Below are 15,096 nucleotides of genomic sequence, written 5' to 3' on the forward strand. Positions count from 1 at the left end.
TTGCGCGTAACGGGGATTCAAACGAGGCAATTATAGCTCGAGCTTTGTACCCTATAAATGCCCTTAAAGAGGGTATAGGGGCATTTTACGTCTAGGCAATATTGGTTTCGTTGAATTGTGTTTCATTTTGATGAAGCGAAAGCACGTACGTGAGGGGGATCGCTCATGACTGATGCAAACGAGGCGGCCTGGACGGCTGAAGGGGGAAAAGCTATACCGAATGCTGCTAACGAGAGCAGTGAGGGTACAGGTTTTCAGCCGGGCGATGGCGTTGTCGAAGAGGCGAGCGAGCTTCAGGAGGCTTCATCGGCGGATCGCACGCCTGAAGAAGAATTCCTGGCCCAAATGCTTGCCGCTTCGGGGGCGACAAACTTGAAAGAGGCGGGGCTTTACGACCCTGCCGAGGTCGCTGCGGAAGAGGAGCGCATCGAGGAAGAGATGTCTCCCGAAGAGCGCCAGGCCAAAGCCGAGCATGATGCTCTTGCCGCTGCGTTCAGCATGATTCGCGAGCGTTCGAACGAAGGCAAGCTCACGACGCCCGGTACGTGGGCTGCGGCGGGCATCGTGCCCGATCATTTGATTCCTGTTGATTTTTCCGACTTGGCATTCGACGAAATTATTGCTGCACAGGCTGCGTCGGCCGCGGCCAAGAAGGTCGCCGAGGAGGCTGCGCAGGCTGTCGTAGCGGATGCGGACGCGGATGCGGTAAGTGCCGATTCCAGCGTCGAAGACGTCGCGGCATCTGACTCTAAAGCGGATGAAGCCGCTGATGAGAATGCTCCGTCTGTTGACGAGGGCGATTCCCTCGATTCTGAAATTGAGACCCCCGAATGGAAGCTTGATGACATCAAGGTGCTCGAGGGAAAGCAGACGTATCTGTACTCGAGCGACTACATGACCGACACATATGCGCACTGGGCGTTTCTTGCTGAAGAGGGCGATGACGCTTTGACGCTTGTCGATAACGCGCGCGAGGAATCTCGCCTGTATCCGCGCCCCATGCTCGCGGCATCGCTTTCGAGCAAGCCATATTATTGGAATGCCGAGCAAATCGAGCAAGCTTGGCAAGCCGTGCAGGAGTCGGGCTCGTATCCCGACATTAATACATGCGAGGCGAGCAACGGCGAGCGATATTTCTATTCGACCGATTACTTGTCCGATGCCCAGGCGAAAGCTTTGGCGGAGTGGTATTCGGTCGAACGATACATGAACGTGTAGGTGAAGTGTGTTTTCGATCAAACGTGAATTGGCTTTAACGCGCAAACGAGGCGCGTAGGAGATATGAAACGAACGGCGCTCACGGCGCCGAAGAGGGGGAACAATGAAACCGGAAGATATGCTTGGTGGAGCGCCTGTTGGCAAACCTTATATTCGTACGAGGGACGTGTTCCAAACTGACAACGATAATGGCGTTGAGGGCTATTCCGATGAGGCCCTGGCGCTTGTGGCCGATACCGAGAAAACTGGTGTGCCCGAGGGCGTGAATGCCGTTGGCATGGCGGGTTCGGCCAAACACGGTACCATTGCCGTGCAGTTGTTTGCGCGCGTGAATCCCGAGACGCATGTCATTGAACAGGCGGGCTATCGCGCACATGGCTGTTTGGCCATGATTGCCTCCGCGTGCGCAGCGGTGTATTGGATGGAGGGCAAAACGGTGGAAGAAGCCGCCGCCATCTCTGCCGACCTTTTGGCAGAAGCGCGCGGCGTTGTTCCTCGCGACAAGTCGTATACGGCTCGCTATGCGGCGTGCGCCGTTCGTGGAGTATGCGGTGACTTCTTTATTCGCCAGGGTGTCACGTTTGAGGATATGCTCGCTCGGCCGCATGCCTGCGACGACGCATCGCTCGATTGCGTGCTGTGCGAGAACTGCTCGCTGCGAAATTCTATGGTCGATTTGGAGGTCGCATCGCGTCTTCGCGCGGCAAAAGAGGCGTAACCATCATGGGAACGCAGATGAAAATAACAAAAACCGAAAAACGGCGCGTGTATTTGGACAACGCCGCTACTACGTGCGTGTCCGATACGGCATTTGAGGCCATGAAGCCGTTTTTGCGCGGTTCGTTTGGCAATCCCTCCGCGCTCTATGCGGAGGCTCGCGAGGCCCGCGCTGCGGTTGAGCGGGCTCGCGAGGAAATCGCATCGCTCATTGGCGCCGCGCCGCATGAAGTCTATTTCACGTCGTGTGGTACTGAATCGGATAATTGGGCCATAAAAGGAAGCATGCGTGCGCAGGCGAAAGCGAAGGGCCGCAAAGGCCGTTTCGTGACTTCGACGTTCGAGCATCCTGCTGTGCTGAACAGCGCGCAGGCGCTTGCTGGCGAGGGATTCGATGTCGCGTATGCGAACGTGACCGATGGCGGTATGGTCGACGAGGCGTCGTTTGCTCAGGCACTTGGCAACGGGGCTGATTTGGCCTCGATTATGCTTGCCAACAACGAAGTAGGCACAATTCAACCCATTGCCCGTCTGGGCGAAATCGCGCATGGCGCAGGCGCTCGGTTCCACTGCGATGCTGTGCAGGCGTTTGCTCACATTCCTGTGAACGTGGACGATTTGGGCGTGGACTACTTGAGCGTTTCAGGCCATAAATTCCATGCCCCTAAAGGCGTTGGTTTCTTGTATGTTCGCGAAGGCACACCTCTGGAGCCTTTCATGGATGGCGGCCATCAAGAAGGCGCGATGCGCGGCGGCACCGAAAACGTTGCCGGCATCGTTGCTATGGCAGCTGCGGCGCGTGAGGCCTGCGAGAATATGGCAAGCGACGCCGCGCACATTGCGGCGCTTCGCGACGAATTGGAATGTCGCATTCTTGCCGAAATCGCCAACACCCGGGTAAACGGTGCGGCCCCGCGCGTGCCCGGCACGTTGAACGTGTCGTTTATGGGCATCGATTCGGCTTCGCTTGTCGAGTTGCTTGACGAGCGGGGCGTGTGCGCGGCGGGCGGAAGCGCCTGCTCGAGCCATGAAGGCGAGCCCTCGCACGTACTTGTTGCGATGGGGCTGCCGTCCGAACGTACCCAGAGCGCCCTTCGTTTCTCGCTCTCGAACGAAACGACTCAAGACGATATTGACTATACGGTTGGCGCATTGAAGGCCTGCAGTGAGCAGTTGCAACCCTTCGCGCTGCTTGATCTTTCGAGTTTCTAGCTTGTTGAAGTTGCTTGTCGGTAGACGCACGAGCCGCCTAGATTGGCCGGGGTCCCGTGCAGAGCGTTCGGCTTGGGTAGAAAGCCCGCGCCCGCGTGGATGCGCCTGCGCCGCAGTTGATTTCTGGATAAGGCGCGAAAGGAGGCCGCGTCTGCGCGGAAATGCCAAAGTTTGCGTAGTCTTGGGCCTGCGCGGCTTGGGAGCGCTCGCGCCTGCGATGATGTTGGTCGGTTTGCTGCCGCGATTGAGGTATCTGAAGGCGTTCGGTGCTCGTGGAAACTTTGGCTGCGCCCAATTTAGAAAGAGCTCAGGTCTTTCTAAAATACGCCGCGATGGTCCGTTTCTCCAACAGATAGTTCGGTGCATTTACAAATAGCCGCAGTTTTGACCAGTTCGCCATGAATCGTGGTCAAAACTGCGGCTATTTGTAATCAAGACTCTGGCGCCCGCGTCCATGCTCGTCGGATAAAGACTTGCGTATTCGCGCTGGCAAAGTCTGCGTTTTCGTGTTGTCCGTGGGAAAGATTCCGTCTTCGACTCTTTTTCGATACAGACAAGATTCTGCGCCCATAGACAAGCCCCATAGGCGAGAATTCCGTCCTCGGTTCTTCTTTCTCGATATCGGCAGGATCCATGCCTATAAACCTATAAGCCTGAGTCCATAGCAAGGTACCTGACATCCCTGCCAGTATGGTTGTCTGTATAAAAAGGAAGCCCGCACAATGGCGGGCTTCCAAAAGAAGGAGCGGGCGGTGAGGGGAGGTGGGCCGCCCGCAGGGTTATGCCTAGAGCAGACCCTTGGACTGAAGGTCTTCCTTCACGTCGGTCAGGTTGTAATTGTCGAGGCTGTCGGCGGTCGGTGCGCCGGTTTTCTCGTCCCAACCGAACTCCTTGTACACCATGGTAAGGGCGGTTTGGAAATCTTCCTTTTCCATCTTATCGGTGCCAGCGGTGAAGGGCTTGATGTCAGGATCTTTCGTGAAAGGCCACTCGGTGTAAACATCATGCACGCCGCGGAAGTCGTTCGTGCCCATGCCACGCATCGTGTTGGCGCGCTGCAGGGTCATGATGGCTGCGCCGCGCTTGTAGAGCTCCTCGGTGGTGATGTCTTCGCCAGTTACTGCCTTCATGAACTTCGATTCGAGGTCGAGATCGCCACGGTAGTCGCGAGTCTTCGACGGGCTCATGGTCATAGGCCACACCCAGTTGCACAGGGTGAGGGAGTCATGCAGCACGTCGGTGACAATGGACCACCAGCAGAACTTGGCCTTGTGCTCGTTCATCGGGGTGTAGTTCTTGTCCTCGTCGATGGCGTCTTCGCCGCCCCAGACTTCCTTCGCGATTTCGCGCTTCTTCTCGATAGGCAGGCCGCAGCCCTGGAAGTTAACGGCGGAGTGAATCATGTCGTCGCGGTTGAACATCATGTTGTACACAGCGCCAACCTGGCCGAAGCACTCATGTGCATGGTGCACAGGCCAGCCGCGATAGTTGATCAGGCAGCTCGCGGTGGTGTCGAACCATTCCATGTCGTTCCAGCGCTTGCACCAAACGATAGGACCATGGCCCAGATAGCTCATTTCGTTATCGTTCTGAGCGATGTGGCGCAAAATCTTCACCATAATCGACGGGTCATCGTTTTTGAAAGCGTCCCAGTCGAACATATTGTATTCGTCCTCGGGCAATACGCGCTTAAAGATGCCCTTGGCAACGCAGTGCGCGATGTCGCGGTAGAGCTGTGCGTAGTTGCACCACAGGCCCAAATCGTCCACGGTGGAGCCGATGGCCTGGTTCCAAATAACGCCAGACTCGCTGAAGTTCTTCACGCCGCCGGCGTTTTCGCCAAGAATGCCAATCATATACAGGTACGGGAAGTTCGGCACGCAGGTGTTGCCCGTGATTTCAAAGCCGCCATGCTCGGCGGAGCCGAGGATACGCATGTCGGAATAGCAGTGAATCGGGCAGCTGTGGCAGCCATTCATCTTAATGGTGTACTTCTCGGCGTCGGGGCCGTCGTCCTTGTAAGACTTCATGCAGCGATAGCCAACAGTGTTGAGCTCGCCAGGCTTCGGCTCGCCCGTCTCGATGGCGCCGCCTTCTGCCTGAGCCCAGTACAGGCCCTTGCGCGCCGTCCAGCGGCTGCCCTTGTCGTAGTATTCGGCCCATTCCTGCTGGGTAGAAGGCACGACATGGTTGTTGTTGGAGCCCACGATGTCGGAAATCATGTAGTCGGAAAGCTCGGCGACGGCCTTCGGGTCGGCTACGTTCACGCTGCCGTTGCCTTCGATGACGATAGCCTTGCACTTCTTGGAGCCCAAAATGGAACCAAGGCCAGCGCCTGCGGAGTGGTTGCGCGAGTTAATGAGGCATGCGTAGGGAAGCAAGTTCTCGCCAGCGGGGCCGATGGCTGCAACGCAGAACTTGTTGCCATCTTTGCGACAGATGGCCTCGGTGGTTGCGCGGGTTCCCATGCCCCAAACGAAGGATGCATCTTCGATGGTGATCTTGTCGTCGAGAATCTTAATGTAGACGGGCTTGTCGGACGCGCCTTCGATAATCAGGCCATCCCAGCCAGCAAGCTTAAGCTTGGCGCCGATCATGCCGCCGCAGTGGGAATCGACAACCAAATGATCGGTGGTGTAGGTGGACAGATGCGAGAAGGTGGTACGGCCAGCCAGCGGAACGCCCGAAGCGGTGAGCGGGCCGACGGCCATGACGACCTTGCTCTCGGGGCTGAACGGATCGGTGCCCGCGGGAACCTCGTCATACATAATTTTGTTGGCCATGCCCATGCCGCCCAGGAAATATTTGTACGGGTCGGTGGACTGGGTGGTGATTTCTCCCGTGGTCAGGTTCACTCGGGCAATCTTGCCCTGCCAACCATAGGAGACATTTTCAGTTGCCATGTCTTTCTCCAAGTCTTTGCTGTGACATTGAAGCGTGCGTGCGAGGACATGTGTGCGATTGACCCCCCTTTTAGTGGTCGAATGCAGTGTGCCCCAAGCCGTGCCCTGTTTGTACCCTGTTGCAGGGTATTGTTCCTTTACCTGGCTTTTTATCCCCCTTCAGGGGACAGGGCACATGCGGTGGCATCCATTATGCAATTCGTGCGAAGCGTGCAAGGAATCGTGCGTCAATCGAAGAGAAGTGCAAAAAGGAGGAACTCTCGATGGACGAGAAGAAGGGGGAAGCGATCCTGCCTGAAGAGCCGCAGACCGAAACTGCAGCTGAGGAATCGCCCAAGGGCTTCACTCGCCGCCAGGTAGTCGCCGGAGGCATTGGCGTTGGTCTTGTTGGCCTTATCGCCGGTGGCGCATTGGCGAAATGGGGCGTCATCGAAGACACTATCGCGAGCGGTCGCATGGCCGTGAACGTTACACCGACTAAGCTTATTGTTACCGACCGTGCCCGTTGCTCGGGTTGCCAACGTTGCGAGATGATGTGCTCGCTGCGCAACGACGGTCGCGTATGCCAGACCACCGCGCGTGTGCGCGTGTGGCCGAACTATAACTTCGGCGAGGGTTCAAACGGCCCCGACGGAATCTATCGCAACTGCCAGTTCACTGTTGAGCATTGCAAACAGTGCAAAGATGCAGCCTGCATGAAGAACTGCCCGGTGCATGCCATTTATGCCGATCCCGAGACCGGTGCGCGCGTGGTCGATACCGATAAATGCATCGGCTGTGGATTGTGCCACGAGGCTTGTCCGTGGAACATGCCGCAAATCGACCCGGTTATTGGCAAATCCACGAAGTGCATCGCGTGCGGCCGTTGTGCCGTGCAGTGCCCCAACGGGGCTATCAAGTTCGTCGATTGGCAAGACATCGCCCAAGAGGCGATCGACAAGGGCATCGTTCGTACGTCGACCTTGTTCCCCGAGGCCTAACCTCGCGACCAATTTGACTTGCTTGAGAAAGGACACATCATGGATAGCATGATGACGAGGCGAGGATTCCTCGCCGCGGGTGCCAGCTGTGCGGCTTTGGCCGCAATCGGCACCTCGACGGGTTGTTCTTCCTCGCAAACCGAGCCCTTAAGCTCAGATGCCTCGGTTACGTACACCAAAGCGACGCTGTGCGCTGGTTGTGCGAATAAATGCGGCATCGAAGCTTGGGTGCGCGGTGGAAAACTGTGGCGCTTTATGGGCGCCGAAGGCCATCCGCATTCTGGCGGATATATGTGTGGCCGTGGCCAGGGCCTGCCTTCGCTCACGACTTCCGAAGATCGCGTGACCGAGCCCATGAAAGCCGACGGCAAAGGTGGCTTTGCCAAGGTGAGCTGGGATGATGCTCTTGCTGACATCGCCAGCCACATTACGGGCGCGGGCAGCAAGGTAGCGCTGTTCCAAGATGGCCGCGCAACTGATGCGTGGTATGCGAAACGCTTCATGGCTTCTGTTGGTTCGCCGAACTACTATGACGATTCCGCGCTTACCAATGCCAATATCGATGCTGCGTATAAGGCCCTTTTGGGTACGACGCCGGTGTTCGACACCGCCAACGCCGAATACATCGTGCTGCTCGACGCGAGTGGCGACGAGACGGTGCGCCCGGTCGAGGTCAAGGAATTCCAGAAAGTTCGCGAAAACGGCGGCCATGTAATGGCCGTTGACCCGCGCAACGCTGGCGCCGATATGCTCGCCGACGAGTGGGTCGCTGTGCGTCCCGGCTATGAGTTGGCATTTTTGCTGGGCATCATGGGCGACATCGTCAAGAAGGGCGATTTCGATGCGAGCTTCGTCGAACAATATGGCGAAGGCTTCGAAGAATTCCACGCTGCGATGCTTCAGTATTCGCCCGAATGGGCTGCTGAGAAGTGCGGCGTGTCGCTTGACACGATTTATTCCGCGGAGCGAGGTCTCGTGAAAGCCGCCCCGCATTGCCATGTCGATGTTCGCCCGGGCGCGCTGCTTGGCTGCGGCTACGCGACGAGCCTTGAGACCGTACGCTGCGCTGTGCTGCTCAACGCCATGCTTGGCGCCGTGAACCAGACGGGTGGCATGTTCCTGGCGAAAGTCCCCGCTGTGGACGAGAGCGTTTTCGAGAGCGCGCCGTTCACGAAGGTTTCCGCTTCCGGCGACGGCATTGCCAAGGCTGGAGAACTTGGCAATGCGAGCTGCCAGGATGCATTGGGCGCCGCTGCCAAGGGCGCTGCCGATGTGGCGCTGTTCGTTGAGTGCGACCCCGCGGCCGACTGGGCCGATTCCGCTAAGGTTGAAGAAAACCTGTCCGGCATTGGCTTCAAGGTCGTCATTGATTCGGTTCTCACCGAAACCGCGCAGAAGGCCGATTATGTGCTTCCCGCTGCGACTTACCTTGAGGTCGAGAGCGTTGTTGCTCCTGTCGCGGCCGAGTGGTCGGTTGCAGAAAAGCGCAACCAGGCCGTGGCTCCCGCGGGCGAGGCTCGCGCCGTCTACCAGATTTTCACTGATCTGGCGAAGGCGTGCGGCAAGGGCGACGATTTCGCCTTTGGACTCGATGATGTCAACAATGCCTTCTGCAAGGCCTATGGTATTACGCTCGACGGCTTGAACGATACCGCGTGCTGCGCAATCCCCGGTGCTTCGGTGCTCGCGGGCGATGCTCCCGCCATTGGCACCGATTCGGGCAAGATTCCGTTTGCAAGCGACGCGTTCGAGAAGGCGGGCTTGGCTCGCGTTCCTCAGTACGCTGATCCTACGGTTGCCCCCAACGATCATATGCCGCGTCTTATTACGGGCGCCCAGAGCATGCAGACGCGCACGTATACTGCCGATGCCGACAAAATTGCGGCGCTCGCGAAAGATTCCGGTGCGGAGCGTGCATGGCTCAACCCGCAAACGGCGACCAACTTTGGTATCGCCGACGGCGATGAGGCCGAGCTCTCTACCTCTACGGGCAAGATTCGCGTGAAGGTTCGCGTGACGAGCCTCATCAATCCAGAAGCGGTGTACGTACCGCCTCACTATGGCATTGAATCGAAGGAAATGGCGCAGGCAGCCGGCTATGGCGCAAGCGTGTGGGACATCGTACCGCGCGCGAGCGACGCTGCGACCGGCGCGGGCATGGTATGCGAGGTGCCCGTCGAGATCAGGAAGGTCGGTGCATAAGCTATGGCCCGATACGGAATGGTGATCGACACGACCAAGTGCATCGGCTGCGGCGCCTGTCGCTTGGCGTGTCAGAATCAGAACGATTTGCTTTCGAGCATGCCGTTCGTGAAGTTTTCTGAAGTTGAGACGGGCGTATACCCGACGGCTTCTTTGCAAGTGGTCCCTTCGCAGTGCATGCATTGCGAAGATGCGCCGTGCCAGGCGGTTTGCCCCACCGGCGCGACGTATACCAACGAAGACGGCATCGTGTGCATCGATCATGGTCGCTGCATCGGCTGCAAATACTGCATGGCTGCGTGCCCTTACCAGGCGCGTGTGGTTGACGAGCGCACGGGCGCGGTCGACAAATGCCGTTTCTGCACTGTGAGCGCACTCAATGGCACCGAGATGTCGACGTGCGTGACGGCGTGCCCGGCAGGCGTGCGTGTGTTCGGCGATTTGGATGACCCCGATTCGGAAGTCTCCAAGGTTCTTGCCGCGACGCATGCGACCCCGCTTTTGGGCGATGCGACCAAGTCCAAGATTTTCTACGTAAGGTAGGTGGGCGAACATGTCATTTGAACCAGTTTGGGGCGCACCTATTGCGTGGTACCTCTTCCTTGCAGGCTTGGGCGGCGGCGCCTTCATCACTTCGGCGTTCTTGCGCTGGAAGCATCCCGAGGCGCATGGCATGCGCTTCGCTGGCCACATCATTGCTCCTGTGGTCGTTATCATCGGCTTGTTCTTGCTGATGTTCGACGCTGAGGCCGGTTTGCACAACCCGCTGCGTTTCGCGCTGCTTCTGCATAACCCGTGCTCGGTTATGACCTGGGGCGTTGTGTTCCTGGCGGCATTCGTGATTATCGCGCTTATCACGCTTCTGCTCGACTGCTTGAAGAAGCAGGTGCCTGTGTGGCTTGAAATCGCGGGCTCGGTGTTTGCGGTATGCGTTGGCGCATACACGGGCGCTTTGCTCGGCGTGTGCCAGACGTTCCCGCTGTGGAACAACGCTTTGCTGCCGATTCTGTTCTTGGTTTCGGCGGTTTCCACGGGCATGTCTTCGGTGCTGCTTGTGGGCGGCCTGAAGTTCCCCAAGGAATTCGATAGCGTTGGAGTGCTGAAGAAGTTCCACTATTGCTTCCCGATTATCGAGCTTGTGTTGGTGGCTTCGCTGTGCTTCATCACGAGCTACAACTCCGTTGCCGGTTTCGAGTCGGTGATGAGCCTCGTGTGCGGCAACTGGGCGGTTTTGTTCTGGCTTGGCTTCATCGTGGTTGGCCTGGTTGCGCCTACTGCGGTTGAGACGTGGCTTTTGTTCATCTCGAAGCCCGGCTTTGAGGAAACCCCCAAGGCGCACTACATTGGCGCTGCTGCCGATGCGGGCGTGCTTATCGGCGGCTTCCTGCTCCGCTTCCTTATCGTGGTTGCGGCGCTGCCGGTGGCTTTGGTGTAGTTGCTTCTCCGTTCTGACGAACGGTAAACGAAGTTTTCGCTATGTGCGAATGGGGCGCTCGCTTTGAAGGCGAGCGTCCCTTTTTTGTGCCCCTCGACCTGTTAAATGCTCGTAGCGTTTAACAGGTCGAGATGTTTCCCTTTCCTTTCTTAGACCGACTCAATGGTTTTGATATTTGTGGGCAATTGGATTGTTGAACGCTACGAGCATTAACGTGGGCATCTAACGGGTCCACCAAGACGGGTCCTCAAAGCTAATGGCTCGGGCTTCGTGGGAGCGCGGCCAGCAACCGGCAAACGCTATGAGCATTTAACGGCTTTCGGGCAACGGGTGGAGTTTTCGCATTTTGGGGCCGCTGGGTGGTAAAATCGCGCAATCATATGCTGCGGGCGGCAGGCGGGGTGGCCTGTACGCTGCAATCGGGCAGTTTCTCGCGAACTTTTATCGCGAACCCGGGAGCCTATTCGAAAGAACAACTGAACATGAGCATCGTAGAGATCGTTCTTTTGGGCGTTGCGTTGTCCATGGACGCCTTCGCCGTAACCATCTCGAACGCCTTCTGCTATCCGAACGCCTCGCGCGCACGCTTGCTTGCGCTGCCGGTCGCGTTCGGCGTCTTCCAGGCGGGAATGCCGCTGCTTGGCTATTTCCTGGGCGGCGTCGTGGGCGACTTCATCGAAACGTACTCGGGCATCATCACGCTGGTGATTCTTGGCTTTATCGGCGGAAATATGATTAAAGAAGGCGCGTGCGCCCTGCGCGGCGGCGGTGATGGGGAAGAGGAAGTTTCAGAAAATGACAACGCGCTGACGCTCAAAGTGATTTTGGTGCAGGCCGTAGCTACGAGCATCGATGCGTTCGCTGTGGGCGTGAGCCTGCGCGCAGTGAGCGTTGCCGTAGCGCCCGCGGTAAGCATTATCGGTGTTACGACGCTCCTCTGCTGCATTGTGGCATTGGCCATCGGCAAGCGCTTCGGCCATTTGCTGGGCGATCGCGCACAGATTGTCGGCGGCGTGGTGCTCGTTTTTATCGGCATCAAGGCGATGTTCTAAGGTTTCGCCGTTCTGGCGAACGACATAAGTTGCCGGCGCTGTAAGCGGCCATGGCAGCGCATTTTGGATTCGGCCTTCGACTCGCGCACTGAAAGTGCGTGTCGCCTTGGTTTCGCCCGAGCCGCATTCGCCGGCCGCTTTCACTGATTTTGGTGCGAATGTGTCTCTGCCTGCGTTCTTACGGTCTTACCGTGAATGCGCGCGAATTGGAGTACAATTCTAGGTTGCCTATATGAATCAATCGGCCGAAAGGATTGCGCCATGAGCGAAGAGCTGTATGTCGACGGACTGGGGCTGGCCCCCGGAGTCATGGAAACCATCGTCGCGATCGCGGCCAAAGAGGTTGAGGGCGTTGCCAGCGTTGGCTCGTCTACGTTCACGGGCTTGCGTTCCCGCTTCGCCGCAAAGCCGGCTGGCCAGGGTATTGATGTGAGCATGAACGAAGAGCAGGGCGTCGACGTAGCTGTGCATATCGACGTCTTCTACGGCAAGCCCATTCCGCAGGTTGCCGAAGCCGTTCGCCAAACCGTCGCCGATGCTGTGGCAACACAGGTCGGTTTCACCGTATCGTCGGTCGATGTGTATGTCGACGGCATCCGTTTCAATAACTAGTTAGCAAGGTTCCAATTCGCATGAGCAACGTATCTAAACGAATTCTCGCACGTCGCGCTGCGGTGCAGATTCTGTATCAAAGTGAAATCACTGGCGTGCCCGCCGACAAGCTGGTCGACGAAGGCTTGGTCCCCGAAGAGGCCAAGGCGAATGAATATGCGCGCGAATTGGTGTGCGGCGTTTCCGCGCATCGCGCCGAGCTCGACCGCGCGATTGGCGAAAGCTCGCAAAACTGGGCCATCGACCGCATGCCCGTGGTCGACCGCTCCGTTCTGCGCCTCGCTGTTTACGAGATGCGCTACGTTGACGACGTTCCGCAGTCTGTCGCCATCAACGAGGCCGTTGAGCTCGCCAAGGCATTTGGCGGCGAAGACGATTCCCATCGCTTCGTGAACGGCATTTTGGGTCGCCTGGCTCGTTTGTCTGAAAGCGAGCAGGATGTTGCCGCGGAGGCTCCGACCGAGGAGGCCTCTGAAGGCGTTGCCGAGGCTGCGCCCGCCGAGATTCCCACGATGGGCATTCTTTCCGACTTTAAGCCCGCTGAAGCCGATTCGGCCGAAAACGTCGAGTAAGGCTCGCTATGGGCTTGGAATCGCTCGATCGCGAGGCGTTCACGCAGATTCGCGATCGTCTCGATGAAATCGCGACGCAGGTGCGTGGCGACGATATGCCGCTCGATGCGGCGCTCGATTTGTACGATGAGGCCGTGAAGCTGGGCATGAAGGCGGCCGAACTGCTCGAAACGCTTGACGCCTCCGATAGCGATGCGCCTTCTTCGGAAGGCGCGATGCAGCGCTAGGCGCGCAAGGCATCCGCGAGGTGCCGAATTTGAATACGGAGATTGGGAGTTCCTTAATGGAGAGCCATCGCATTCTCGATATGATTTCGTCCCCCGCGGACTTGAAGCTCCTCACCAACGAGGAGCTTTCCATACTTGCATCTGAAATTCGCGAGCAAATTATTACGACCACGTCGAAAACGGGCGGCCATGTGGCGCCGAGCCTTGGCGTAGTCGAACTTATTCTGGCATGCCACAGCGTGCTCGATTGCCCTCATGACAAGCTGCTTTTCGATGTGGGCCACCAGTCGTATGCTCATAAGCTCGTTACGGGCCGCTTGGGCGAGTTCGACACTTTGCGCCAATTCGGGGGCATGTCTGGCTTCCCAAAGGCGAGCGAAAGCGAATACGACGTGCACCCTTCCGGCCATGCGTCCGATTCGGTTTCGGTGGCGCTGGGCCTGGCTATGGCACGCGATCTGAATGGCGGCGATGAGAAAATCGTTACCATCATCGGCGATGCGTCGCTTTCGGGCGGCATGGCGTTTGAGGCCCTCAATCAGCTGGGCCAGTTGCAAACGCCCATGGTCATTATTCTGAACGACAACGAGATGTCTATCTCGCGCAACATAGGTGCGCTCGCTCGTTATTTGGGCGAAAAGCGTGCGAGCCGCGAATACACGCGTACGCGCGATTCGGTGCAAAGCGTACTCGAGGCAAGCGGTCCGCTTGGCCGCGGTCTGGTCGATTTGGGCCGCAACGCGAAAGATTCCTTCAAACAAATGGTCATTCCGGGCGAGATGCTCTTCGAAAAGCTCGGCATCACGTGCACGGCACCCATTCCCGGTCACGATATCGCCGCGCTCAAGCGCGCGTTGCGCGTGTGTCTTAAGGCCGACGGTCCCACGCTTTTGCATGTGGTCACCAAGAAGGGCAAGGGTTATGAACCCGCCGAAGAAAACCCCAGCAAATTCCATGGCATTGGGCCATACGACATCGCGACGGGCGAAGTGAAGAAGGGCTCAAGCTCCGCCCCGAAGTACACGAGCGTATTCTCGAAGGCTATTGTCGCTGAAGCCGAGCGCGACCACGATATTGTCGCCATCACGGCTGCCATGAAAGATGGCACGGGCTTGGCCGCGTTCTCTGAGAAATTCCCGAAGCGATTTATTGATACGGGTATTGCCGAGGAACATGCCGTCGCGCTTGCGAGTGGCTTGGCGCTTGGCGGGAAAAAGCCCGTCGTGTGCATTTACTCGACGTTCATGCAGCGTGCGTTTGACCAGCTCGTAATCAATAATGCCCTTGCGAATACCAATGTGGTGTTTTGCCTCGATCGCGCAGGGCTCGTGGGCGACGATGGCCCTACGCACCACGGCGTGTTCGATATCGTATATGGTCGCATGGTTCCTGGCGTTCGCATGATGGCTCCTTCCGACGAGGCCGAGCTCGTGCATATGCTCCATACGGCTTTGGCGCTCGAGGGCCCGGTTATTCTTCGTTGGCCGCGCGGCGAAGCGCGGGGCGTCGAGCTTCCCGCTGTGCCCCAGGTACTTGAAGAGGGCAAATCTCGCACGACGCGTGAAGGTTCCGACGTGGCTATTCTCGCGTTCGGTCGCATGGTGCAAGAGGCGGAAGGCGCCGCCGATATCCTTGCCAAGGAAGGCGTTTCCGTGCGCGTTGTCGATATGCGTTGGATTAAGCCGTTTGACGAGGAGGCGGTTCGCAAGGCCGCGCTCGAATGCAAGCTCGTGTGCACGGCTGAAGAAGGCGCCATTGAAGGCGGCATTGGCGAAGGCATTCTGGAGGCTCTTGCCGCAAACCCGCCGGCGCAGGTGCCGCCCGTGCTCACGTTTGGCATTCCTGACGAATTCGTTGAGCAGGGCAAGGTGCCTCAGCTGCACCATATGCTCGGCATCGATTCGTGCGGCATGGCTGCTCGCATTCGCGAGAAATACGCGGAGCTGTAGGCGTGGCGAAGAAAACT

The 15,096-nt window shown here is 58.0% G+C and carries 13 protein-coding genes; 12 read left to right on the forward strand and 1 reads right to left on the reverse strand.

Translation table 11 applies throughout. The annotated features are described in order from the left end of the window. The first annotated feature begins 165 nt into the window (after positions 1-165). The 3 genes from DMP05_RS00085 (at position 166) to DMP05_RS00095 (ending at position 3,147) form a co-directional block, all read left to right on the forward strand. Complete coding sequence (locus DMP05_RS00085) at positions 166-1,218, forward strand: hypothetical protein (protein WP_244594972.1); 1,053 nt, start codon at positions 166-168, stop codon at positions 1,216-1,218. 103 nt (positions 1,219-1,321) lie between these two features. Continuing rightward, positions 1,322-1,936 carry an iron-sulfur cluster assembly scaffold protein gene (locus DMP05_RS00090; RefSeq protein ID WP_123218638.1) on the forward strand — a complete coding sequence of 205 codons (615 nt, stop codon included), beginning with the start codon at positions 1,322-1,324 and terminating at the stop codon, positions 1,934-1,936. Positions 1,937-1,941: 5 nt separating this feature from the next. After that, entirely contained in the window at positions 1,942-3,147 is a 1,206-nt protein-coding gene (locus tag DMP05_RS00095) for a cysteine desulfurase family protein (RefSeq protein WP_244594973.1), read from the forward strand. Positions 3,148-3,932: 785 nt separating this feature from the next. On the opposite strand, the gene DMP05_RS00100 is transcribed toward DMP05_RS00095, so the two are convergent. After that, positions 3,933-6,050: an aldehyde ferredoxin oxidoreductase gene (locus tag DMP05_RS00100; RefSeq protein WP_123218639.1), complete on the reverse strand. Its 2,118-nt coding sequence runs from the start codon at positions 6,048-6,050 to the stop codon at positions 3,933-3,935. A gap of 263 nt (positions 6,051-6,313) precedes the next feature. Between DMP05_RS00100 and DMP05_RS00105 the strand changes: the two genes are divergently transcribed. The 9 genes from DMP05_RS00105 (at position 6,314) to dxs (ending at position 15,079) form a co-directional block, all read left to right on the forward strand. Further along, the gene (locus tag DMP05_RS00105; RefSeq protein ID WP_114614819.1) at positions 6,314-7,030 is read left to right on the forward strand and encodes a 4Fe-4S binding protein; all 717 of its coding nucleotides are present in this window, start codon (positions 6,314-6,316) and stop codon (positions 7,028-7,030) included. A gap of 39 nt (positions 7,031-7,069) precedes the next feature. Next, entirely contained in the window at positions 7,070-9,232 is a 2,163-nt protein-coding gene (locus DMP05_RS00110) for a molybdopterin-containing oxidoreductase family protein (RefSeq protein ID WP_123218640.1), read from the forward strand. Positions 9,233-9,235: 3 nt separating this feature from the next. Further along, positions 9,236-9,775: a 4Fe-4S dicluster domain-containing protein gene (locus tag DMP05_RS00115; protein ID WP_123218641.1), complete on the forward strand. Its 540-nt coding sequence runs from the start codon at positions 9,236-9,238 to the stop codon at positions 9,773-9,775. 10 nt (positions 9,776-9,785) lie between these two features. After that, positions 9,786-10,667, forward strand: a complete 882-nt coding sequence (gene nrfD / locus DMP05_RS00120) for an NrfD/PsrC family molybdoenzyme membrane anchor subunit (RefSeq protein WP_114614822.1) — start codon at positions 9,786-9,788, stop codon at positions 10,665-10,667. A 482-nt stretch (positions 10,668-11,149) separates the two neighbouring features. After that, a complete protein-coding gene (locus DMP05_RS00125) occupies positions 11,150-11,719 on the forward strand; it encodes a manganese efflux pump MntP (RefSeq protein ID WP_123218642.1) in 570 nt (189 codons plus the stop codon). A gap of 261 nt (positions 11,720-11,980) precedes the next feature. Next, positions 11,981-12,331: an Asp23/Gls24 family envelope stress response protein gene (locus DMP05_RS00130; protein WP_114614824.1), complete on the forward strand. Its 351-nt coding sequence runs from the start codon at positions 11,981-11,983 to the stop codon at positions 12,329-12,331. 20 nt (positions 12,332-12,351) lie between these two features. After that, positions 12,352-12,903 carry a transcription antitermination factor NusB gene (gene nusB / locus DMP05_RS00135; protein ID WP_123218643.1) on the forward strand — a complete coding sequence of 184 codons (552 nt, stop codon included), beginning with the start codon at positions 12,352-12,354 and terminating at the stop codon, positions 12,901-12,903. Between the two features lie 8 nt (positions 12,904-12,911). Continuing rightward, a complete protein-coding gene (locus tag DMP05_RS00140; protein ID WP_123218644.1) occupies positions 12,912-13,130 on the forward strand; it encodes an exodeoxyribonuclease VII small subunit in 219 nt (72 codons plus the stop codon). A gap of 56 nt (positions 13,131-13,186) precedes the next feature. Beyond that, on the forward strand, positions 13,187-15,079 hold the full coding sequence (gene dxs / locus DMP05_RS00145) for a 1-deoxy-D-xylulose-5-phosphate synthase (RefSeq protein ID WP_123218645.1): 1,893 nt from the start codon (positions 13,187-13,189) through the stop codon (positions 15,077-15,079). The last annotated feature ends 17 nt before the right edge of the window (positions 15,080-15,096 follow it).

Origin of the sequence: Slackia isoflavoniconvertens, assembly GCF_003725955.1 — a bacterium.
In the GTDB taxonomy this organism is placed as follows: domain Bacteria; phylum Actinomycetota; class Coriobacteriia; order Coriobacteriales; family Eggerthellaceae; genus Slackia; species Slackia isoflavoniconvertens.